The sequence below is a fragment of the Kitasatospora sp. NBC_01539 genome, assembly GCF_045040525.1.
In the GTDB taxonomy this organism is placed as follows: domain Bacteria; phylum Actinomycetota; class Actinomycetes; order Streptomycetales; family Streptomycetaceae; genus Kitasatospora.
The window spans coordinates 4426078-4448693 of the sequence record NZ_CP109390.1 but is presented as its reverse complement, the minus strand read 5'-3'; the positions used below and the strand labels follow the sequence as shown (position 1 = coordinate 4448693).

General features: G+C 71.7%; 18 protein-coding genes. 9 read left to right on the top strand and 9 right to left on the bottom strand.

The annotated features are described in order from the left end of the window. Window positions 1-35: 35 nt before the first annotated feature. On the bottom strand, window positions 36-1640 hold the full coding sequence (gene dnaB, locus OG335_RS19165) for a replicative DNA helicase (RefSeq protein WP_405012340.1): 1605 nt from the start codon (window positions 1638-1640) through the stop codon (window positions 36-38). 494 nt (window positions 1641-2134) lie between these two features. On the opposite strand from dnaB, the gene OG335_RS19160 reads away from it, so the two are divergent. Beyond that, window positions 2135-3460, top strand: coding sequence for an MATE family efflux transporter (locus OG335_RS19160; protein ID WP_405012339.1), 1326 nt, complete (start codon window positions 2135-2137; stop codon window positions 3458-3460). 99 nt (window positions 3461-3559) lie between these two features. Here OG335_RS19160 and rplI read toward each other — a convergent pair whose 3' ends face one another. From rplI to rpsF, 4 genes are all read right to left on the bottom strand, one after another. Further along, window positions 3560-4006, bottom strand: coding sequence for a 50S ribosomal protein L9 (gene rplI, locus OG335_RS19155; protein ID WP_405012338.1), 447 nt, complete (start codon window positions 4004-4006; stop codon window positions 3560-3562). Window positions 4007-4023: 17 nt separating this feature from the next. Further along, window positions 4024-4260, bottom strand: a complete 237-nt coding sequence (rpsR, locus tag OG335_RS19150) for a 30S ribosomal protein S18 (RefSeq protein WP_030270170.1) — start codon at window positions 4258-4260, stop codon at window positions 4024-4026. A 111-nt stretch (window positions 4261-4371) separates the two neighbouring features. Further along, window positions 4372-4983 carry a single-stranded DNA-binding protein gene (locus OG335_RS19145; RefSeq protein WP_405012337.1) on the bottom strand — a complete coding sequence of 204 codons (612 nt, stop codon included), beginning with the start codon at window positions 4981-4983 and terminating at the stop codon, window positions 4372-4374. 104 nt (window positions 4984-5087) lie between these two features. Continuing rightward, window positions 5088-5378, bottom strand: coding sequence for a 30S ribosomal protein S6 (gene rpsF, locus OG335_RS19140; RefSeq protein WP_405012336.1), 291 nt, complete (start codon window positions 5376-5378; stop codon window positions 5088-5090). Between the two features lie 308 nt (window positions 5379-5686). On the opposite strand from rpsF, the gene OG335_RS19135 reads away from it, so the two are divergent. The 3 genes from OG335_RS19135 (at window position 5687) to OG335_RS19125 (ending at window position 8348) form a co-directional block, all read left to right on the top strand. Further along, entirely contained in the window at window positions 5687-5992 is a 306-nt protein-coding gene (locus OG335_RS19135) for a hypothetical protein (RefSeq protein WP_405012335.1), read from the top strand. A 182-nt stretch (window positions 5993-6174) separates the two neighbouring features. Next, window positions 6175-7293 (top strand): lipid II:glycine glycyltransferase FemX, encoded by a 1119-nt coding sequence (locus OG335_RS19130; RefSeq protein WP_405012334.1) that lies wholly within the window; start codon window positions 6175-6177, stop codon window positions 7291-7293. A gap of 32 nt (window positions 7294-7325) precedes the next feature. Next, complete coding sequence (locus tag OG335_RS19125; protein WP_405012333.1) at window positions 7326-8348, top strand: alanine racemase; 1023 nt, start codon at window positions 7326-7328, stop codon at window positions 8346-8348. Window positions 8349-8430: 82 nt separating this feature from the next. Here OG335_RS19125 and OG335_RS19120 read toward each other — a convergent pair whose 3' ends face one another. Further along, on the bottom strand, window positions 8431-10095 hold the full coding sequence (locus OG335_RS19120; protein ID WP_405012332.1) for a glycosyltransferase family 87 protein: 1665 nt from the start codon (window positions 10093-10095) through the stop codon (window positions 8431-8433). 99 nt (window positions 10096-10194) lie between these two features. Next, window positions 10195-12759, bottom strand: a complete 2565-nt coding sequence (locus OG335_RS19115; RefSeq protein ID WP_405012331.1) for a transglycosylase domain-containing protein — start codon at window positions 12757-12759, stop codon at window positions 10195-10197. A gap of 388 nt (window positions 12760-13147) precedes the next feature. Between OG335_RS19115 and OG335_RS19110 the strand changes: the two genes are divergently transcribed. The 4 genes from OG335_RS19110 to OG335_RS19095 all read left to right on the top strand — a co-directional run bounded on the left by OG335_RS19110 (window position 13148) and on the right by OG335_RS19095 (window position 17440). Continuing rightward, window positions 13148-13834: a PadR family transcriptional regulator gene (locus OG335_RS19110; protein ID WP_405012330.1), complete on the top strand. Its 687-nt coding sequence runs from the start codon at window positions 13148-13150 to the stop codon at window positions 13832-13834. A gap of 134 nt (window positions 13835-13968) precedes the next feature. After that, window positions 13969-15051: an inositol-3-phosphate synthase gene (locus tag OG335_RS19105; protein ID WP_405012329.1), complete on the top strand. Its 1083-nt coding sequence runs from the start codon at window positions 13969-13971 to the stop codon at window positions 15049-15051. 261 nt (window positions 15052-15312) lie between these two features. Continuing rightward, a complete protein-coding gene (locus tag OG335_RS19100; RefSeq protein WP_405015451.1) occupies window positions 15313-16611 on the top strand; it encodes an MFS transporter in 1299 nt (432 codons plus the stop codon). Between the two features lie 76 nt (window positions 16612-16687). Continuing rightward, window positions 16688-17440, top strand: a complete 753-nt coding sequence (locus OG335_RS19095; protein WP_405012328.1) for a hypothetical protein — start codon at window positions 16688-16690, stop codon at window positions 17438-17440. 104 nt (window positions 17441-17544) lie between these two features. Here the strand turns inward: OG335_RS19095 and OG335_RS19090 are convergent, their stop codons facing one another. Both OG335_RS19090 and OG335_RS19085 read right to left on the bottom strand, forming a co-directional pair. Next, a complete protein-coding gene (locus OG335_RS19090; protein ID WP_405012327.1) occupies window positions 17545-18255 on the bottom strand; it encodes a restriction endonuclease in 711 nt (236 codons plus the stop codon). Between the two features lie 145 nt (window positions 18256-18400). Then, entirely contained in the window at window positions 18401-19822 is a 1422-nt protein-coding gene (locus OG335_RS19085; RefSeq protein ID WP_405015450.1) for a CCA tRNA nucleotidyltransferase, read from the bottom strand. 356 nt (window positions 19823-20178) lie between these two features. Here OG335_RS19085 and OG335_RS19080 point away from each other — a divergent pair, with 356 nt between their 5' ends. After that, window positions 20179-22593: a DUF6049 family protein gene (locus tag OG335_RS19080; RefSeq protein WP_405012326.1), complete on the top strand. Its 2415-nt coding sequence runs from the start codon at window positions 20179-20181 to the stop codon at window positions 22591-22593. The last annotated feature ends 23 nt before the right edge of the window (window positions 22594-22616 follow it).

The following is a 22616-nucleotide window of genomic DNA, read 5'->3' as shown; positions in this document are numbered from 1 at the left end:
CCTCCCCGCGACGGACGGCTCCGCGGGCGGCCGGCTCAGGTGACGTCGCGGGTCATGTCGACGAAGCGCGAGTAATGGCCCTGGAAGGCCACGGTGATGGTCGCGGTGGGGCCGTTACGGTGCTTGGCGACGATCAGGTCGGCCTCGCCCGCGCGGGGCGACTCCTTCTCGTAGGCGTCCTCGCGGTGCAGCAGGACGACCATGTCGGCGTCCTGCTCGATGGAGCCCGACTCGCGGAGGTCGGAGACCATCGGCTTCTTGTCGGTGCGCTGCTCGGGGCCACGGTTCAGCTGGGAGAGCGCGATGACCGGCACCTCCAGCTCCTTCGCGAGGAGCTTGAGGTTACGGGACATGTCCGAGACCTCCTGCTGGCGGCTCTCGGCGCGGCGCGAGCCGCCCGCCTGCATCAGCTGGAGGTAGTCGATGACGACGAGCTTGAGGTCGTTGCGCTGCTTGAGGCGGCGGCACTTGGCGCGGATCTCCATCATCGACAGGTTCGGCGAGTCGTCGATGTAGAGGGGCGCGTTGGTGACGTCGGGCATGCGGCGCGCGACGCGCGTCCAGTCGTCGTCGGTCATGTTGCCGGACCGCATGTGGTGCAGGGCGACCCGCGCCTCGGCCGAGAGGAGGCGCATCGCGATCTCGTTGCGGCCCATTTCGAGCGAGAAGATCACGCTCGGCAGGTTGTTGTGGATGGAGCAGGCCCGGGCGAAGTCCAGGGCGAGGGTCGACTTGCCCATCGCGGGACGGGCCGCGATGACGATCATCTGCCCGGGGTGGAGGCCGTTGGTGAGGGCGTCGAAGTCGGCGAATCCGGTGGGCACGCCGGACATCTGGCCGGCCCGGGAGCCGATCGCCTCGATCTCGTCGAGGGCGCCCTCCATGATGTCGGCCAGCGGCGCGTAGTCCTCGCTGGTGCGCTGCTCGGTGACGGCGTAGATCTCGGCCTGGGCGGCGTTGACGATCTCGTCGACGTCGCCCTCGCCGGCGTAACCCATGCCCGCGATCCGGGTGCCGGCCTCGACGAGCCGCCGCAGCACCGCCCGCTCGTGGACGATCTCGGCGTAGTACTCGGCGTTGGCCGCGGTGGGAACGGAGTTGACGAGGGTGTGGAGGTAGCCGGGGCCGCCGACGCGGGCCAGCTCGCCGCGCTTGGTCAGCTCGCCGGCGACGGTGATCGGGTCGGCCGGCTCGCCCCGGGCGTACAGGTCGAGGATCGCGCCGTGGATCATCTCGTGGGCGGGCCGGTAGTAGTCGGCGGGCTTGAGCACCTCGACGACGTCGGCGATGGCGTCCTTGGACAGCAGCATGCCGCCCAGCACGGACTGCTCGGCCGCGAGGTCCTGCGGCGGCACCCGCTCGAAGCTCTCGCCGGAGGGGCTGCGGTCCTCGGACGCGCCGCCGTCGCGGTCGTCGCGGCGGCGCCGGTCGCCCTTCTGGTACGAGCCCTCGCCCCGCTGGAACGTCCCCTTGCCCGCACCGTCGCGGCCGCCGACCTCGCCGCGGCCCCGGGAGACCGGCAGGCGGTCGCTGGGGGTGTCGGGGAACGAGGCCCCCGGGGCGAAGGCGTCGTCGGACGGCTGCCAGTCGTCCTCCGGCGGCGGGGGGACGTCGTGGTCGTCGTACTGGGGGCCGGTCAACGCGTGTTCCCCGATCAGCGAGTCGTGCGAGTGGTGCGAGCCTTGCCGGTGGCGCGGCTCCTTCCTACGCCACCGGGCCGACATTTCCGGCGCCGGGCACCAGGTGTCGCACGGTGCGGGCGCGGTCCGCCGCGGTACGGGGGCGGAGGGCCGGGAGGTCGGGTCGGGGCCCACGCTACGGCGCCGGGGGCCGTTCGGCCAAGATGGTTATCCACAGGGGGTGTGGACGACGGGCGCCGGGCTGTGGAGAAGTGCCGCAAACCTGTGCACAACCCTGTGGACGGCTCTGTGGATAACCGCACGACCCCCCTACCGTCAACCTCCTGACCTGCGCCTCCCTCCTCGGACGGCTGTGCATGAGAAATACTTCACACGGCCGGGTATCCACTGCGTCCACCGCACGGACCGGGCCCGGGGTGGATCTCGATCAGGATTTCGAGTAAGTGATGCAGTCCACCCACATCCCTTACCTGTGGATGAGTAGGCTGGCTCACATGACCACGCCGTCCACCCGCCGCCGCCACGACCGCGAGATCCTCGCCCTCGCCGTACCGGCCTTCGGCGCCCTGGTCGCCGAACCGCTCTTCCTGCTGGCCGACTCCGCCATCGTCGGCCGCCTCGGCACCGCCCAGCTGGCCGGCCTCGGCATCGCCTCGGCCGCCCTCACCACCGCCATCGGCGTCTTCGTCTTCCTCGCGTACGCCACCACCGCCGCCGTGGCCCGCCGCATCGGCGCGGGCGACCGCCGCGCCGCCGTCCAGCAGGGCGTGGACGGCCTCTGGCTCGCCCTGCTGCTCTCCGCCGGGCTGACGGTGCTCACCCTCGCGCTCGCCCCCCAGGCCGCCGCGCTCCTGGGCGCCTCCCCCACGGCCGCCCCGTACGCCGTCACCTACCTGCGGATCAGCGCCCTCGGCATACCGGCGATGCTGGTGGTGCTGGCGGCCACCGGCGTGCTCCGCGGCCTCCAGGACACCCGCACCCCGCTGCTGGTGGCGGTGGCCGGGTTCGCCGCCAACGCCGGGCTCAACCTCGGCCTGGTGTACGGCGCCGGGCTCGGCGTGGCGGGCTCCGCGTGGGGCACCGTGCTGGCGCAGAACGGCATGGCCGCGACGTACCTGCTGGTGGTGGTGCGGGGGGCCCGCCGCGAGGGCGCGAGCCTGCGCCCGGACCCAACCGGCATCCGGGCCTGCGCCCGGGCCGGCGGGCCGCTGATGGTGCGCACCCTCAGCCTGCGCGCGGTCCTGCTGATCGCCACCGCCGTGGCGGCCAACCTCGGCGACGCCGAGATCGCGGCGCACCAGATCACGCTGACCATCTGGGTGTTCACCGCCTTCGCGCTGGACGCGATCGCCATCGCCGGCCAGGCGATCGTCGCCCGCCACCTGGGGGCCGACGACGTGCCGGGGGCCCGGGCGGCGACCCGGCGGATGCTCCGGTGGGGCCTGGGCACCGGGGTGGTGCTCGGCCTGCTGATGGTGGCGGCCGGACCGCTGTACGTGCCGATGTTCACCGCCGACCCGGCCGTGCGGGGCCTGCTGTCGACCGCGCTGCTGCTGGCCGCCCTGACCCAGCCGGCGGGCGGGATCGTCTTCGTCCTGGACGGTGTCCTGATGGGCGCCGGGGACGGCGGCTACCTCGCGCGGGCGATGCTGGGCACGCTGCTGGTGTTCGTTCCCGCGGCGGTCGCCGTGCCGCTGCTCGGCGGCGGGCTGGCCGGCCTGTGGTGGGCGATGAACCTCTTCATGCTCACCCGGACGGCGTTCCTCGTCCTGCGGGTGCGCACCGGGCGGTGGCTGGTCACCGGCGCGGTGCGGACCTGAACGGAGCCGGCGCCCGCGCCGGGAGGGCACGGGCGCCGGACACGACCGAGGGCCGGCCTCCCCGGGGGGAGACCGGCCCTCGGGCCACGACTACGGCAGTCAGCCGGCCACGACGTCGACGTCGAGGTTGGCCAGCACGTCGGAGTGCAGCTTGACCGAGACCTTGTGGGTGCCCACGGTCTTGATCGGCGAGGCGATCGCGACGGCGCGCTTGTCCACGACCGGGCCGTCGGCAGCCTTGATGGCGGCGACGACGTCGGCCTGGGTCACGGAGCCGAACAGGCGGCCGGCGTCGCCGGAGCGAACGGCCAGCTTGACCTGCAGGCCCTCGAGCTTCGCCTTCACCGAGGTGGCGGCTTCGAGGGTCTGGATCTCGTGGATCTTGCGGGCGCGACGGATCGCGTCGACGTCCTTCTGGCCGCCCTTGGTCCAGCGGATGGCAAAGCCACGCGGGACCAGGAAGTTGCGGGCGTAGCCGTCCTTGACCTCGACGACCTCACCGGCGCTGCCGAGGCCGGGGACCTCGTGAGTGAGGATGATCTTCATTCTTCGGTCACCCTCTCTTAGCGCGTGGTGGAGGTGTAGGGCAGCAGCGCCATCTCACGGCTGTTCTTCACAGCCGTGGCGACGTCGCGCTGGTGCTGGGTGCAGTTGCCGGTGACCCGGCGGGCACGGATCTTGCCGCGGTCGGAGATGAACTTCCGCAGCAGGTTCGTGTCCTTGTAGTCAACGTAGTTGACCTTGTCCTTGCAGAAGACGCAAACCTTCTTCTTCGGCTTGCGAGCAGGCGGCTTCGCCATCATGTGCTCCATTGGGAATGGACGGTCCGTCGACACGGTGGACGTCGGACCGCACGAAATCTCTCAGCATGCCTGGGCCCGGTCCGAGGACCGTGCCCGGCGCGCACCGCTTTAGAACGGGGGCTCCTCCGAGAAGCCGCCGCCCGAGTTGCCGCCCCAGCTGCCGCCCTGGTTTCCACCAGAGGGAGCCGAAGAGGCCCACGGGTCGTCGGACGGGCCGGACTGGCCGCCGCCGGAGTTTCCACCCCAGTTGCCGCCACCGCTGCCGCCCTGCTGGCCGCCGCCGCTCCAGTTGCCACCGGACGGCGCGCCGCCCTGCTGGCCGCCGAAGCTGCCGCCACCGCCCTGGCCGCCGGACCGGTTGGCCCGGGTGACCTTGGCGGTCGCCGACCGCAGGCTCGGGCCGACTTCGTCGACCTCGACCTCGAAGACCGTCCGCTTCTCGCCTTCCTTGGTCTCGTAAGACCGCTGGCGCAGTCGGCCCTGCACGATGACGCGCATGCCGCGCTGCAGCGACTCGGCCACGTTCTCCGCCGGCTGACGCCAGACGTTGCACGTGAGGAAGAGGCTCTCGCCGTCCTTCCACTCGTTCGTCTGACGATCGAAGGTGCGCGGGGTGGACGCGATACGGAACTTCGCGACCGCCGCACCCGACGGGGTGAAGCGCAGCTCGGGGTCGTCGACGAGATTGCCGACGAGGGTGATGACGGTCTCGCCTGCCATGGTGGTGGTGACCTCTCGGAAAAGGAGTTCTGCGGTGCTCGCTCGGTGTTTCACGTGAAACACCGGACGTGAGCCTCCCGACACCCGGAGGTGTCAGCAGTGGCTCAGTGGGTGTCCGGGCGCAGGACCTTGGTCCGCAGGACCGACTCGCTCAGGCCGAGCTGGCGGTCGAGCTCCTTGACGACCTCAGGCGTGGCCTTCAGGTCGATGACCGAGTAGATGCCCTCGGACTGCTTGTTGATCTCGTAGGCCAGACGGCGACGGCCCCAGGTGTCGATCTTCTCGACCTTGCCGCCACCAGTGCGGACAACGTTGAGGAAGTTCTCGATCAGGGGGGAGACAGCGCGCTCCTCGACCGACGGGTCGAGGATCACCATCACCTCGTAGTGACGCATGGGTAACCCACCTCCTTTGGGCTCAACGGCCACGGTCTCTCCGTGGCAGGAGGGTTGTGCAGCGTCGCACCGGTGCAGCGACGACTCCGACCACCGTAGTGGCGGGGTCTGACAACCGGTGCCCGGCGAAGGGCACACGGGTGCACATCTACACCAGTGCAGACCGCACAGCCTACCTGCCCGGGTGCGGCGGACCAAAATGCCTACCGGTTGTGATCCTGGGCATATCACCATCAATCTGGACAGAACGGCACGTCTCCGACGCGCGCCGTGCGGATCGCCCCGATCCACCCCGGGAGGTGGGCTCCATGGCACAGACCCTTCGCCGATTTCCGGCCGTCACCCTCAACACCGACGGACACACGCACCCGCGCGAGAACTCCCTCGCCGCGGCGGCGGCCGTCCTGGGCGTGCTGGCGTTCGTCAGCTCGTTCTTCGACAGCCTCCACATCATGACCTCGTGGACCGGACTCTTCGGGATCGTGGCCGGCATGTGGGGGCAGTTCATCTCGGTCACCACCGCCGAGCGCTTCGTCCTCATCATCTCCGTGGGCCTGGCGGGCTTCGGCTTCTACCTGGGCCTTTCCCACGGCGGGTTCTTCGGGGGCGTGTAACGACGACCGCGCGCCGGAATTCTGCGTGACCTCCGGCGCCCTCCCCGCGTCCTTACCTGTGCACAGGTATGCGGGGAGGGCTCCGGCACGTCGGCCCAGCCCCACCGAAACGGACCATTCCGGGCGATAGGGTCGCCGTGATCTCACCCCTGGACCGCCCGACCGAGGAGGAGCAGCCCCGCATGAGCCTGCGCATGAGGACGATCACCCGCAAGGAACACCTGGCCTTCATCCAGTCCCGTCCCTCCGCCAGCCACATGCAGGTGCCGTCCTGGTCGGACGTCAAGGCGGAGTGGCGCTCCGAGAGCCTCGGCTGGTTCGACAGCACCGGCACGATCGTCGGCGCCGGGCTGGTGCTCTACCGCCAGCTGCCGAAGGTGAAGCGCTACCTGGCCTACCTGCCGGAGGGCCCGGTGATCGACTGGTTCGACCGCGACCTCGACGGCTGGCTCCAGCCGATGCTCGCGCACCTCAAGGCGCAGGGCGCGTTCTCGGTGAAGATGGGCCCGCCGGTGGTCGTCCGCCGGTGGGACGCCGGCACGATCAAGGCCGCGATGGCCGACCCGCAGGCCAAGCGGCTGCGCGACGTCGAACCCGACTGGTACGAGCCGCGGGCCTTCGAGATCGCCGACCGGCTGCGCAAGGCCGGCTGGCTGCAGGGCGAGGACGGCGGTGCGGGCTTCGGCGACGTCCAGCCCCGGTACGTCTTCCAGGTGCCGCTCGCCGACCGCTCGCTCGACGACGTGCAGCGCGGCTTCAACCAGCTCTGGCGGCGCAACATCAAGAAGGCCGAGAAGAGCGGCGTCGAGGTCGTCCAGGGCGGCTACGAGGACCTCCCGGTCTTCCACCAGCTCTACCTCGTCACCGCGGAGCGGGACCACTTCACGCCGCGTCCGCTCTCGTACTTCCAGCGCATGTGGCGCGCGCTGACCGACGAGGACCCGAACCGGATGCGCCTCTACATCGCCTACCACGAGGGCGAGCCGCTGGCGGCGACGACGATGCTCGTGGTCGGCGAGCACGTCTGGTACTCCTACGGCGCCTCCGCCGACCACAAGCGCGAGGTCAAGCCGTCGAACGCCGTCCAGTGGCGGATGATGCGCGACTCGTACGCGCTCGGCGCCGCCGTCTACGACCTGCGCGGCATCAGCGACACGCTGCAGGAGGACGACCACCTCTTCGGCCTGATCCAGTTCAAGGTGGGCACCGGCGGCCAGGCCGCCGAGTACCTCGGCGAGTGGGACTTCCCGCTGAACAAGCTCCTGCACAAGGCACTCGACCTCTACATGTCGCGCCGCTGAGGCGCGCTCACCACATCCTCGGGGAGTGACCGATGACCCTGTCGCTGTACGTGGACACCGCCCGCTGGCGGGCGCACCAGCAGGCGGTGCTGGCGGATTTCCCCGGTCTGGTGCCGGTCGCCAAGGGCAACGGCTACGGGCTGGGCGTCACCCGCCTCGCCGAGGAGGCGGCCCGGCTCGGCACGGGCGTCCTCGCGGTCGGCACCGCCCGCGAGGCCGCCGCCGTCGACTTCCCCGGGGACGTCCTGGTGCTCACCCCCTGCCGGGCCGGCGAGGACGTGCCGGGCCTCCCGGCCCGGACCGTCCGCACGGTGGCCCACGCGGACGTGCTGCGGGCCCTGCCCGCCGGCACCCGGGTGGTGGTCGAGTGCATGACCTCGATGCGCCGGCACGGCATCGCCCGGACCGACCTGCCGAAGCTGCCCGCCGACGGGCCGGTCGTGGAGGGCTTCGCGCTGCACCTGCCGCTGGACCGGCCGGACGGCTCCGACCCGGTGGAGGAGGTTGCCGACTGGGTGCGGGCGGTCTCCGCCGCCGGGCCGCCTCCCGCCACGGTCTACCTGAGCCACCTGGCGGCCCCGGACGTGACCCGCCTCGGCGCCCTCTTCCCCGACACGGTGTTCCGCTCCCGGATCGGCACCCGGCTCTGGCTCGGCGACGTCCAGGCCCTGCACGCCGCGGCCTCCGTCCTCGACGTCACCACCGTCGCCAAGGGCGACCGGTACGGCTACCGCCAGCACAAGGCGCCGTCCGACGGCCATCTCCTCGTGGTGACGGGGGGCACCGCCCACGGCGTCGGCCTGGAGGCCCCCAAGTACCTGCACGGCATGCTGCCGCGGGCCAAGGGACTGGCCCGGGCGGGCCTCGCCACGGTGAACCGCACCCTCTCCCCCTACGTGTGGGACGGTCGGCAGCTCTGGTTCGCCGAACCGCCCCACATGCAGGTGTCGATCCTCTTCCTGCCGGGCGACGTCAAGCCGCCGGTGATCGGCGACGAGCTCGCCCTGAACATCCGTCACACCACGACCCACTTCGACCGGGTGGTCGACCGGTAGGCCCTGCCGTGCCCGGGCCCGTCCGTCCGTCCGTCCGTCTGTCCGTCCGTCCGGGCAGGTCCGGTCCACCGGTCACGCGGCACTACGGGCGCTCGGGCTCCGGCGCCGGCCCGACCGGCCCGACCGGCTGCGCGTGCCCGGCGGCCGCGTCCCCGCCCGGTTCGCCGTCCGGGTCGCCGTCCGGGTCCGCGTCCGCACCGAGCACGTCGTGGCGGGCCTCGGCGACGTCCGCGAGCCAGTCGGTCTGCGGCTGCGGCGCGAACGCGCTGTACGTCGCCTCCTCCCGCAGGCGCCGGGCGGTGCCGAGCACGAACACGTCGGGGGCGCCGTCCAGCACACCGCCGGACGGGTCGTCGCTGCCGTCCCAGCGCACCGGGTCGACCTCCGGGTGGAGCATGTCGCGGATCACCATCACGCAGAGGTAGAGCGTGCCGAGCAGGTGCACCGCGATCGCCAGGTGGTACCAGTCCTGGCCGATGCCGTGCTGCTTGGAGTCGCCCGTGTAGGCGAGGTAGGACCACACCCCGAGGAAGTACAGCACCTCGCAGGTCTGCCAGATCAGGAAGTCGCGCCAGCGCGGACGGGCCAGCACCGCGAGCGGGATCAGCCAGAGCACGTACTGCGGCGAGTAGACCTTGTTGGTGAGCACGAACGCTGCCACCACCAGGAACGCCAGCTGCGCGAAGCGCGGGCGGCGCGCCACCGACAGCGCCAGCCAGCCGACGCCCAGGCAGCAGAGCACCAGCAGCACCGAGATCCAGGTGTTGAGGGTGGGCAGCTGCTCGTTGCGGTTCTGCATGAGGATCAGCCAGAACGAGCCGAAGTCCTCCTTGCGCACCTGGCTGAAGGTGTAGAACGTCGCCCAGCCCTTGAAGTTGGCGATCATCACCGGAAGGTTCACCAGCAGCCAGGCCGCGGCCGCACCCCCGAGCGCCTGCCCGAACGCCCGCCAGCGCCCGGCCCGCCAGCACAGCACCAGGAGCGGACCGAGCAGCAGCACGGGATAGAGCTTGGCGGCGGTGGCCAGCCCGATGAAGACACCGGCCGCCGTGGGACGGGAGTTGGCCCAGTACGCCATCGCGACGGCCGCCAGCGCGACGGCGAGCATGTCCCAGTTGATCGTGGAGTCGAGCGCCAGGCAGGGTGCCAGCGCGAACAGCAGCGCGTCCCAGGGGCGGCGGCGGTGCGTGCGGGTCAGCGCGACGACCGTGACGACCGCGCAGATCATCAGCATGCCCGCGTTGACCATCCAGAACCACTGCTCGCGCTCCTGCAGGGCCCCGCCGGACTTCGTCATCCATGCCGCGACCTGCATGAACAGGCCGGTCAGCACCGGGTACTCCAGGTACTGCATGTCGGCCGAGGGCGACGGCAGCTGGTCCAGGTACGGGTGGCGTCCGGTGTCGAAGCCGCGGCCCGAGAAGAGGTGCGGGATGTCGCTGTAACAGGCGTGCGTGTACTGCGTGGTGGCGCCCTGGAACCACCCGCCCTCGTAGCACGGGATCTTCTGGGCGAGCCCCAGCACGTACGTGACGATGACGACCAGCGCCAGGAAACGGGCCGGGGTCCACCAGGACGTCCCGAGCAGGGCGCGGCGGCCGGGCGGGCCTCCGAGGAACTCACTGCCGGCCGCGGCAACCGGGTCCTCGTCCGCCGGGACGACGACGGTGTTGGGCAGCGGGCCGGCGGCCGGGGCGGGTGGGGCCGCGGCGCTGTCGTCACGGGTGCTGGGCGTCATGGCGCACATCCTGCCGCACCACCGCTCGGAGGACGAGGAGACCCCGGCAAACACTCCGGCGCCGGCCCGCCCCGAAGGGTGGGCCGGCGCCGGAGTGGTGCCGCTGCTCTACTGGCCGGCTTGCGGACTGCTGGTGTCGGTCGCCGTGGGCGACGGTTTGCCCGGCCGGGTGGGCGTCCTGGTCGGCGGGCACAGGATGAGGCAGCTGTCCGTCGCCGTGGGCGACGGGCTGCTTCCCGGGCTGGGCCCGGTCGCGGTCGGCGAGGCCGACGGCGAGGCCGAGTCGGACGCGCTCGGCGAGGCCGAGGCGGAGGGCGAGGGCGAGGCGGTGGACGGCGCACCCGAGGAGTCGAGCTTCACGCCGGAATCACCGGGCTCCGGGAAGGACTTCGGCTTGCCGGGGCCGATGATCTTCATGTAGCGGGTGAAGACGTCGGTCGGGAAGTCACCACCGTGGATCTCCTTCTTGCCCGCGGTGCCGTCGAGCGAGAGCAGGCCGGGCTTGCCCGGCTCCTCGCGCCACATGCCGACCGCGGTCGAGAGGCTCGTGGTGTAGCCGACCCACCAGGCCGAGGTACCGGCGTCGGTGGTACCGGTCTTGCCCGCCACCGGGAAGCCCAGCTCGTTGGTCTTCTTGCCGGTACCGGCCTTGGCCACGTTCTCCAGCACGTCCGTGACGTCGTTGGCGACCGCGGCGTCCAGCACCTTCTTCACCGCCGGCTTGGTGAAGTTCGGCATCTCCACGCCGTCCTTCAGCACCTTCGTCACCGAGTACGGGTCGGCCTGCTGCCCACTGGCGGCGAACACCGAGTAGGCGGAGGCCATCCGGATCGCGCTGGGGGTCGAGGTGCCGAGCGGGAAGGTGATGGTGCTGGAGGGCGCGAGGCTCTCCTTGCGCAGGCCCATCTGCTTCACGAGGGCCTCGACGTTCTTGCCGCCGACGTCCTGGTTGAGCTGCACGAAGGGCACGTTGTAGGAGTTCCGCATGGCCTCCTTGAGCGTGACGTACCCGGGCTTCGAGGTGCTGTCGTTGCGCTGCTTGTACGGCTGGCCGTTGTCCCCTATGACCGGGCTGCCGTCCGACTTGAAGATCTCGGAGAGGTTGTCGGCCTCGTACCGGCTGTCGGTGCTGATCCGGGTCGGCTTGCCGTCCTCGTCCATCGTGGTCTGCACGCCCATCTGCATGGCGGCGGCCAGGACGAACGGCTTGAAGGTCGAGCCGACCGGGATGCCGGCGGCGTCGGCGTTGTTGGTGTAGTGCCCGTTCTCGATGCCGGAGCCGCCGTAGAGCGCCACGATCGCACCGTCGTTGGGCACGATCGAGGCCGCGCCCATCTGGACGAACTTGTCCTCGTCGCGCTTCTCCGGGTTGAGGTTGTCCGCCTCGAAGCCCTCGACGGACTTCTTCAGGGCGTCGACCTTGGCCTTGTCGAACGTGGTGTAGATCTTGTAGCCGCCCCGCTGGAGGCTGGCCTGGTTGATGGTCGGGTCCTTCGCCATCAGGTACTTGTTCGCGGTGTCGACCAGGTAGCTGATCTCACCGGTCATGTTGGCCGCGGGCTTGGGGTCGATCGGCGTGGGGAACGTCGCGCCGCACGCGGTGCGGTCCGCCTGGGAGATGAAGCCGGCGGCGACCATCCGCGTCAGCACGTACTCCCAGCGCTCCTGCATGCGCTTCTTGTTCTCGGGGTTCAGCGACGGGTCGTAGAGCCCGGCACCCTTCAGGAGGCCGGCCAGCATCGCGCCCTTGCAGGCGTCGAGGTCCTTGGCGTCGACGCCGTAGTAGGCCTGGGCCGCCGCCTGGATGCCGGTCGAACTCCGTCCGTACCAGCTGGTGTTGAGGTAGCCCTTGAGCACCTCGTCCTTCTCGCCGGCGATCTTCAGCGTGATGATCATTTCCTTCGCCTTGCGGGTCAGGGTCTGATCCTGGCTCAGGTAGTAGTTCTTCACGTACTGCTGGGTGATCGTCGAACCACCCTGGGTCTCACCGCCGGTGGCCATCTTGTAGACGGCGCGGGCGATGCCCTTCGGGTCGATGCCGCTGTCGGTGCGGAACGTCTCGTTCTCGGCCGCGATGGTCGCGTCCTGCGCGGCACGGCTGATGTCACCGAGCTGGACGATCTGCCGGTTGGTGGTGCCCTTGCGGGTCATCTCCGAATTGTCGGCCCAGTAGTAGATGTTGTTCTGCTCGTCGAAGACCTTGTTGGGGTCCGGCACCTCCGTGACGGCGAAGGCCGCACCGACCACCGCGACACCGCCGCCGAAGAAGACGAGGAACAGCGTCAGGAGCTGCTTCCACGACGGCAGCCAGCGACGGAACCCGTCCCTGCCGTGCCGCGGGTAGTCGATGAAGCGCTTCTTGCCGGGCGGGCCGCCGGCGCTGCCCCGGCCACCGCCGCCGGCGGGCGCACCACGGCGGCCGCCCTTCTGGCCCTGCTTGCGCATCTCGGCACGGGTCAGCCGGGGCTGCTGCGCCGTCTCCCGGGGGGCGGCGGCCCGGGCGCGGCGCAGCCCGTCCGCACGCAGCTCGTCCGGCGCGGGGGGCCCGTAGGAAGGGGCCCCCTCCGCCGGCGCGCCGTACGCGTGGGGGCGGCCGTCGGGCTGTCGGCCGTCGCCCCGACGGCCCGAGGGCTCGCCGCCCGCGTTGGGCGACCTGCGCCGGTGTTCGCTCATCTCTCAGCAACTCCTCGGTCGGGCTCTTCGGGCCCGAAGGCAGGGTTCACATCCGATGCCCGCAACCGCCTTAACCCCGGAGGTGGTCCTCGTGCACACGCGACAGCGTACGCACCCTTGAACTTCCTCAAATCCGACATTATGCATCAAATAACTCAAATTGGCGTCAGATCATTACAGGCCCGTTGCCTTCGCCACCGCGTCGCCCTTGACGCGGACCGCTCCGAGTACCACCGAATGCCCTGTGATCACGTTCACGCGTGGCCCCCTTGCTCGCATCGTGACCCGGGTTTACTGTTCTCGATATATCGAGCCGATACATCGGGACGGCATAAGCCACCCGTGTGCACCGGCCCGTTCCACGACGACGGGGAGAGGAGGCGGCAGGGTGAGCAGGCGTTCCGGCGTGCTGGAGTTCGCCGTCCTCGGCCTGCTGCACGACGCCCCGATGCACGGCTACGAGCTGCGCAAGCGGCTCAACGTCCTGCTCGGATCGTTCCGCGCCTTCTCCTACGGCACGCTCTACCCCTGCCTGAAGAACCTGGTCGCCCAGGGCTTCCTGGTCGAGGACAACCCGGACCTGGAGTACGTCCCGGCCACGGCGCTCAACGGCAAGCGGTCGAAGATCGTCTACCGGCTGTCGGCCGAGGGCAAGCACCGCTTCGAGGAGCTGCTCGCCGACTCCGGCCCCGACGCCTGGGAGGACGAGCACTTCGGCGTCCACTTCGCGTTCTTCGCCCGGACCGACAGGGCCGTGCGGATGCGCGTGCTGGAGGGCCGTCGCAGCCGGCTGGAGGAGCGCCTCGAACGGATGCGGACGTCGATCGCCCGCACCCGCGAGCGCTTCGACGACTACACGCTCGAACTCCAGCGGCACGGCCTCGAATCGGTGGAGCGCGAGGTCCGCTGGCTCAACGAGCTCATCGAGACGGAACGGGCCAACCGCACCGGGCGCGGCACCACGCCGACCGGTGCACCACCACAGACTTCGGACGGCCGTGGCCAGGAGGCCGGGTCCTCGGACCCGCCGAGGCCACCGCACGACCGCCCGGGGCGCTCCTCACAGGAGCGCTGAGACCCGCGGCTTCCGGCGCTCCCGTAGCGCCGGTCCGTGGGAGGAGTGGGCGCATCGCGCCCGTCAGACAGTCATTTGAGTAGGAATGAGCGCCGCCGTGACGGCGGGGCTCACGAGAACAGGGAGCAACCGGAATGGGTTCGGTTCGCGTAGCCATCGTCGGCGTGGGCAACTGCGCCGCCTCGCTGGTGCAGGGTGTCGAGTACTACAAGGACGCCGACCCGGCCGGCAAGGTCCCCGGGCTGATGCACGTGCAGTTCGGCGACTACCACGTCAGTGACGTGGAGTTCGTCGCCGCGTTCGACGTCGACGCCAAGAAGGTCGGCTTCGACCTCGCCGACGCCATCGGCAACAGCGAGAACAACACCATCAAGATCTGCGACGTGCCGCCGTCCGGCGTCACCGTGCAGCGCGGCCACACGCTGGACGGCCTCGGCAAGTACTACCGGGAGACCATCGAGGAGTCCGACGAGGCCCCGGTCGACGTCGTCACGATCCTCAAGGACCGCCAGGTCGACGTCCTCGTCTGCTACCTGCCGGTGGGCTCCGAGAACGCCGCGAAGTTCTACGCCCAGTGCGCCATCGACGCCAAGGTCGCCTTCGTGAACGCCCTCCCGGTGTTCATCGCCGGCACCAAGGAGTGGGCCGACAAGTTCACCGAGGCCGGCGTGCCGATCGTCGGCGACGACATCAAGTCGCAGGTCGGCGCCACCATCACGCACCGCGTGATGGCGAAGCTCTTCGAGGACCGCGGTGTCATCCTCGAGCGCACCATGCAGCTGAACGTCGGCGGCAACATGGACTTCAAGAACATGCTCGAGCGCGAGCGCCTGGAGTCCAAGAAGATCTCGAAGACGCAGGCCGTCACCTCGCAGATCCGCGACCGCGAGCTCGGTGCCCGCAACGTCCACATCGGCCCGTCCGACTACGTCGCGTGGCTCGACGACCGCAAGTGGGCGTACGTCCGCCTCGAAGGCCGCGCCTTCGGCGACGTCCCGCTGAACCTCGAGTACAAGCTCGAGGTCTGGGACTCCCCGAACTCGGCCGGTGTCATCATCGACGCCGTGCGCGCCGCGAAGATCGCCAAGGACCGCGGCATCGGCGGCCCGATCCTGTCGGCGTCCTCGTACTTCATGAAGTCCCCGCCGGTGCAGTACTTCGACGACGAGGCCCGCGAGAACGTCGAGAAGTTCATCGCCGGCGAGGTCGAGCGCTGAGTCCGACGAGGCCCGCGGCCGTAGCGCACCGAGCGCCGCCCGCAGCGGAGCCGGCGACGGAACGGCGCTGAGGCGCCGAACCCCGCGAGAGCCGTTGCGACGGCAGCGCGCCGAGCGCGCACAGCCTGCCTCACCAGGGGCTCCGGTCGATGACCGGAGCCCCTGCGGCGTTCCCGGCGCCGGGACCCGGCGATGTTTCACGTGAAACCGTCCGGCCAGGCATGGCAACCTGTCCGGGTGGCGATCACCGAGGACGGCATCATGCAGACACCCCACCGGGCCACGCTCCGCGGGCTGGCGCGCGGGCGCGGCTTCCGGCAGCTGCTGGCCGTCCGCATGCTCAGCCAGCTCTCGGACGGGGTCTTCCAGGTCTCGCTCGCCGCCTACGTGATCTTCTCCCCGGAACGGCAGTCGTCCCCCGAGGACATCGCCGCCGTGCTGGCGGTCATGCTGCTGCCCTTCTCCGTCGTCGGCCCGTTCGCGGGCGTGCTGCTCGACCGCTGGCGCCGCCGGCAGGTGCTCCTCGTCGGCAACCTCGCCCGGTTCGGCCTCGGACTGGTGACGGCGGCCCTGCTGCTGGGACGCGCCCCGGACTGGATGTACTTCGCCTCCGCCCTGCTGGTCACCGCCCTCAACCGGTTCATCCTGGCGGGCCTGTCCGCCGCGCTCCCCCGGGTCGTGGAGCCGGACCAGCTCGTGACGGCCAACGCCGCCTCCCCCACCCTCGGCACCGTCGCCGCCACCATCGGCGGCGTGCTGGGCTTCCTCGTCCACCAGGTCCTGCCGCCCGGCCCGCGGGCCGACGCCGGGCTGGTCACGCTGGCCGCGCTCCTCTACCTGTGCGCCGCACTCGCCGCCCAGCGGATCGACCGCGACCTGCTCGGCCCCACCCACCACCCGGACCGGCCGCCGCTGCGCCGGGCCCTCACCACGGCGGGCCGGGACCTCGGCCGCGCCCTGCGGCACCTCGTACGCGACTGCCGCCCCGCCGTGCACGCCCTGGCCGCGGTGACCCTGGCCCGGTTCTGCTACGGCGTCCTGATCGTCGTGGTGCTCATGCTCTCCCGCTACACCTTCAACCGCCCGGAGGACTCGGCGGCGGGACTCGCCAGCCTGGGCCGGGCCGTCGGCTTCTCCGCCGTCGGCTTCTTCGTCGCCGCCGTGGTGAGCCCCTGGTGCACCCGCCGACTCGGCCTCACCGGCTGGATGGTCGCATGCCTGGCCTCCGCCGCCGTGTTCGTGCCCGCCCTCGGCCTGTCGTTCCGTGAAGCACCGGGCCTGGCCGCGGCGTTGCTGCTCGGCGTGGTCACCCAGGGCGCGAAGATCTGCGCCGACACCCTCGTCCAGGAATCCGTCGAGGACGCCTACCGGGGGCGGGTCTTCGCCGTCTACGACGTACTGTTCAACATCTCGTTCGTGGCGGCGGCCGGGGTGACCGCGCTGGTCCTGCCGGTGAACGGCCGCTCCGCGGCGGTCGTCGGAGGGGTCGCGCTGGCCTATGCGGCGGGTGCGGTGCTCTATGCCCGCGCGGCCAGGCTCGACCGCGCGTCGGCACACTGACGCCCCGTCCGCCGGCAGCGACTCGCTAAGGTACGTCCGCGCACCAGCGCCACCTCAGTTGCCCACGGGGGGATCGATGAGCACACCGCAGAATCCGTACGGCACACCTCAGCAGGGCGGCGCGCCCCAGGGCGGCCCCGCCTACGGAGCCCCGCAGCCCCCGCCCGGGTACGGGCAGCCGCCCGCCTACGGCTACCCCGGCCCGGCACAGCAGCCGCCCGCCTACGGCCAGCCCCCGGCGTACGGGCAGCAGCCCCCGCCGCCGTACGGGCAGCCGCCCGCCTACGGCCAGCAGCCCCCGCCCGCTCCCCCGGGGTACGGCTACCCGGGCCCGGCGGCCGCACCGGGCCCGTACGGCAGCGCACCGCAGCCCCCGTACGGCGGCGGTCCCGGCCAGGGAGCGCCCGGCGGCCACCCCGGGCAGCAGCAGCCGGTCCCCGTGCCCCCGAACGCCTCCAGGCCGAAGCGACCGCTGCGCTTCTGGTTCCGCGCGGGCGTGGTGGTGCTCGGCGGCATCCTGCTGATCGTCAGCTTCTTCGTCGCCGACAGCTCGCCCTCCTCGGCGAAGGCCGGCGAATGCGTGGAGAAGACCGGCTACAAGTCGGTCTCCAAGATCGCCTGCACCGACCCGAAGGCGACCTACAAGGTGCTGCGGAACATCAGCGGCGGCGAACCCGCCGCCTGCGACGGGACGCCCGGCACCACGGCGACCTTCAGCGGCAGCACCGGACGGCGCTGGCGCAAGAAGCACTACGTGCTGTGCCTCGGCCCGCTCACCGGCGGCTCGGCCACCACCCCCGGCGGGACGTCCTCGCCGAAGTCCTTCTGAGACCGCCCGCCCCGACAGGACCGCAGGCCTACGGACCGACAGGTCCGCTCCGGTCCGGTGCCGGTGGATCGCGTGGATCCGCCGACACCGGCCCGGGCCGCCGGTCACCCCAGCAGGGCGTCCAGTTCCTCCTGGCCCGCTCCCGCGTCGATCGCGGCGAGCAGCCGGCGACGGCGCCGCGCGACGGTGCGCTCGTCGTCGTCCAGCACGAGGCGCTCCAACCGGTCGACCCGGTCGGCCAGCGCGTCGAGCTTGCTGCCGCTGCGGCCGACCTCGACCGCCAGTGCGGTGAGCAGCGGCACCACGGCCGTGCCGACGACATCGCGCACCACCCGCTCGGCGACCCTGGCCACCGCCGCGTCCAGCGACCCTTCCGGCGGCTGCGGCCGTTCGGTCACCGCGCGGCCGACCGGGTCGGCCCGACGGCTCCGCTCCTCGGCGTCCAACAGGTGGCAGCGCACCCGGCGCGCCGTCTCGCTGTCGCGCAGGAGCATCGCGACGTTGAGCACGGCCCGCCGGGTGAACAGCGCGAGCGAGCGGGCACGCGACTGGGTTCCACTGAGTTGCTTGAAGTAACCCAGTTCGGCTCCGCTCACCACCCGGTAGCCGTTGGCCGTCAGTTCCTGCCGGTGGTCGAAGACGACCCCCTTGATCACCGTCGGGGCGACCCCGAAGTACGCCGCCACGCCCTCCGTCGTGACGTGCACGTCGTCCGGCAGCACGCTCAGCGCGCCGACCCGGTCGAGCGCCTCGACCCGTCCGGCGACGGTCGCCCGCATGGTCGGCGACTCCAGCAGCACCGCGTCCACAGCCATGGCCGTGCCTCCCTCCCCGGGAGGGGGCGTTCCCCTCCCTCGGACGGAGCAACGCGGCCGCCGGTCGGACGGTCGCACGGAACGGCCGGATACACACGATCGGGCGGATTCGCTCAAGCCCTCCGGCCGCTGCCCGAGCCGGCCGTCACTGCTGTGCGGTCCACCACTCCCGCAGGGCGGCGACGGCCGCCTCGTGGTCCATCGGCCCGTGCTCCAGGCGGAGTTCCAGCATGTGCTTGTAGGCCTGTCCGACCTGGGGGCCGGGCCGGATGCCGAGCAGTTCCATGATCTGGTTGCCGTCGAGGGCGGGCCGGATGGCGTCGAGTTCCTCCCGCTCCTGGAGGAGCGTGATGCGCTCCTCCAGGGAGTCGTAGGTGCGGGCGAGGGCGGCGGCCTTCTTGCGGTTGCGGGTGGTGCAGTCGGAGCGGGTGAGCTTGTGCAGGCGCTCCAGCAGCGGTCCGGCGTCGGTGACGTACCGGCGCACCGCGGAGTCCGTCCACTCGCCGCCCCCGTAGCCGTGGAAGCGCAGGTGCAGCTCGACGAGGCGGGAGACCTCGTCGACGAGGTCGTTGGAGTACTTGAGGGCGCGCATCCGCTTGCGGGTCATCTTGGCGCCGACGACTTCGTGGTGGTGGAAGGAGACCCGGCCGTCCGGCTCGAAGCGGCGGGTGCGCGGCTTGCCGATGTCGTGCAGCAGCGCGGCGAGCCGCAGCGGGAGGTCGGGGCCGGCGGTCTCCAGGGCGATGGCCTGCTCCAGGACGGTCAGCGAGTGCTCGTAGACGTCCTTGTGCCGGTGGTGCTCGTCGCTCTCCAGGCGCAGGGCGGGCAGCTCCGGGAGGACGTGGTCGGCGAGGCCGGTGTCGACGAGCAGGCGCAGGCCCTTCACCGGGTGGTCGGCGAGCAGCAGCTTGTTGAGCTCGGCCTGGACGCGTTCGGCGGAGACGATGGTGATCCGCTCGGCCATGGCGGTCATCGCCGCGACGACCTCCGGCGCGGGCGTGAAGTCGAGCTGCGCGGCGAACCGGGCGGCGCGCATCATCCGCAGCGGGTCGTCGGAGAAGGACTCCTCGGGGGTGGCGGGGGTGCGCAGCACCCGGGCCTCCAGGTCGTCGAGGCCGCGGTGGGGGTCGACGAAGCCGCGGTCGGGGAGGTCGACGGCCATCGCGTTGACGGTGAAGTCGCGGCGCACGAGGTCCTGGTCGATGGTGTCGCCGTAGGTGACCTCGGGCTTGCGCGAGGTGCGGTCGTACGCCTCGGAGCGGTAGGTGGTGATCTCGATGAGGAAGGAGCCGTCCTCGGTGTCCTTGCGCGCACCGACGGTGCCGAAGGCGATGCCGACGTCCCAGACGGCGTCGGCCCAGCCCTTGACCAGCTTGAGCACGTCGTGCGGGCGGGCGTCGGTGGTGAAGTCGAGGTCGTTGCCGAGCCTGCCGAGCAGCGCGTCCCGGACGGATCCGCCGACCAGGGCCAGCCGGAAACCGGCGGTCCGGAAGCGGCGGGCGATCTCGTCGGCGACCGGGGAGACCCGGAGCAGCTCCTGCAGACCGAGGGTCTGCGCCTCGCTCAGCCCGGGGAGGGCGGTCGGCGCGGCGGAGCTGGAATGATGGACGCTGGACTCATTGGCAGTGGACACGGCTCCCTAGGGTACGTGCCCGGCAGGGCCCGCCGCCCGTCCGTTTCCCGCCGCCCGTCTCCCGCCGCCGCAGCCCGCGCCGGGCCGCCGCACGGTGGCCGGGGCCGGCAGGCGGCGGCCCGAACCACCGGCCGCCCGGATGCGTCGTTACCATGCGGGGGGACCCGACAGCGGTCGTGGCCCGCACGGGCGCGCCGTCGGGGCGGCAGGCGTCGGCGGCAGGCGGGACCGGGCTGCCGGTGGGCACGGCCATCCAGGAATTCGATCGAGGAACGGCGAGGGCACAGCACGTGGGCGAGGCGCGGCACGGCCTGACAGCGTACGGACGCGTCCGACGGGCGGCCTTCCGCCTGGGCGCGGTGCTGGCCGGCGGCACCGTTCTGCTGTCCACCGCGCCGGCGGCCCTGGCGTCACCCGGCGCGGCCGTGGGGCTCGCCGCCGCCCCCGCCTTCGTCGCGGCGTCCTCGGAGTATCCGGCGACGGTCGTGATCAACGCGCTCTCCGCACCGGTGGTGTCCGACGGCACCCCGATCGTGATCACCGGCACGGTGACCAACTCCGGGTCGTCCACGCTGCGGTCCGCGCACGCGGCGGTCCGCTCCTCCAAGGAGGAGCTGGACACCCGCAGCGAGATCAACTCCGTCGCCGGGCGCACCGCCCCGAGCGGCAAGGACGGCATCGACCTCGACCACCCGACGGCCGACCTCGGCGACCTGGCGCCCGGCCAGTCCCGCGCGTACTCCCTGCAGGTCACCGCCTCCGAGCTGGGTCTCAAGTCGGCCGGCGTGTACGAGCTGGCGGTGGACGTCCGCGACGCGGACGACGAGCACGCGCTCGGCATCGCCCGCACCTTCCTCCCCTACAACACGGAGCCGGGCGCCAGGCAGACGCAGATCGCCACGCTGTGGCCGATCACGCACACCGCCGAGCTGGTCGCCCAGACCATGCCCGACAACGACCAGATGCCGGTGCTGCGCGACGACGGCCTCGCCGCCGAGCTCGCCCCGAACGGCCGCCTCGGCCGCCTGGTCGCCATCGGCCAGACCCTGCCGAACCTCACGTGGATGGTCGATCCGGACCTCCTGGACACCGTCTTCGCGATGACCAAGCCGTACCGGGTGCAGAAGCCCGGCACGGCCGGCGAGTCGGCGAAGGAGGAGAACACCGTCGCCGGCACCGGTCAGCGGGTGGCCGCCGACTGGCTGGCCCAGCTGCGGACGGCCGTGGCGACGGGCGGCTCGCAGGTCGTGGCCCTGCCGTACGCCGACCCCGACCTCGCCTCGATCGCGCACAACGGCGCCGGTCTCGCCGGCATGGACACCGCGCTGCGCAAGGCCGCGACGGCCGGCAAGGTGACCGCGGAGGGCCGGCTGGCCGTCGACGTCCGCGGCGGCGTGGCGTGGCCCTACCGGGGACGGCTCGACGAGGCCACCGCCGCCGTCGGCCGTACCGCCGGCGCCGACCTGGTGCTGGTCGGCGGCGACAGCATGCCGGAGCCCCGGTCGCTCCCCTACACGCCGAACGCTGCCCGGCCCATCGGCAACGGGCAGACCGCCGTGGTCGCCGACGCCACGCTGTCCTCGCTCTTCCAGGGCGACCTGAACACCGACGCGGCGCAGAGCCTCGCCACGCAGCGCTTCCTCGCCGAGACCCTGACGATCACCGGCCAGCGCCCCGACAACCAGCGGAACCTGCTGGTGATGCCCTCGCGGACGATGACCGTCGGCACCGCCGAGGCGCTGGCGGGCGCGCTGACCGCCGCCTCGCAGCCGAACGGCTGGGTCGCGCCGACCCGGCTCGACACGGTCGCCGCGGCACCGGCGGACCCGGCCGCCAACTCCTCCGTCCCCGGCTCCTACCCGGACGAACTGCGCGGCTCCGAGCTGAACGGCGCCTCGCTGAACGCCGTCATGGGCGTCCAGAAGGGCCTGGACCAGCTGCTGGTCATCCTGACCCAGCCGCAGCGCGTCAGGGGGCCCTTCAACGCCGCGATGGTCCGGTCGGTGTCGACCCAGTGGCGCGACCACGCCGAGGAGGGCACGGCCTACCGGGACGGCGTGCAGAGCTACCTCGTCAACCTCACCGCGGCCGTCCGGGTGCCCGCGAAGAGCCTGATCACGCTGCCGGGTGACAACGCCACCCTGCTGATCAGCGTGAAGAACGACCTCAACCAGGCCGTCGGCAACCTGCAGCTGCGCGTCTCCTCGACGCAGGTCAACCGCCTCAACGTCGGCGACCCGGAGACGGTGGTGCTCGACGGCACGACCAGCCGTACCTTCCGCTTCCCCGCCGAGGCCCAGGTCAACGGCCCGGTGCAGATGACCGCCCAGCTGTGGACGACCGGCCCGAACCCGCGCCGGTACGGCGAACCGGTGACCTTCACCGTCGAGGTGACCTCGGTCGCGAGCGGCGTCATGTACGTGATCGGCGGCGGCGTGGTGCTCATGGCCCTCGCGGGTGTCCGGTTCTCCCTGCAGCGCAAGAAGCGCTCCGCGGCGGGCGAGACCGACCTCGACCCCGAGCGGCTGCTGGACGACGACGACCGCGACGCCGCCGAGGCACCCACCGCCGGCCCCGGCACGGCGGACGCCGCACCGGCCGCCGGGGTCCCCGCGGACCCTGCCCCGGACGGCCCCGGCACCGCGCCCACATCCGCCCCAGATGCCCGGGATCGGGCCACCGGTGATGAGAAGGTTGGTCACTGAGGGAACCCCGTCCGGGCTCCACC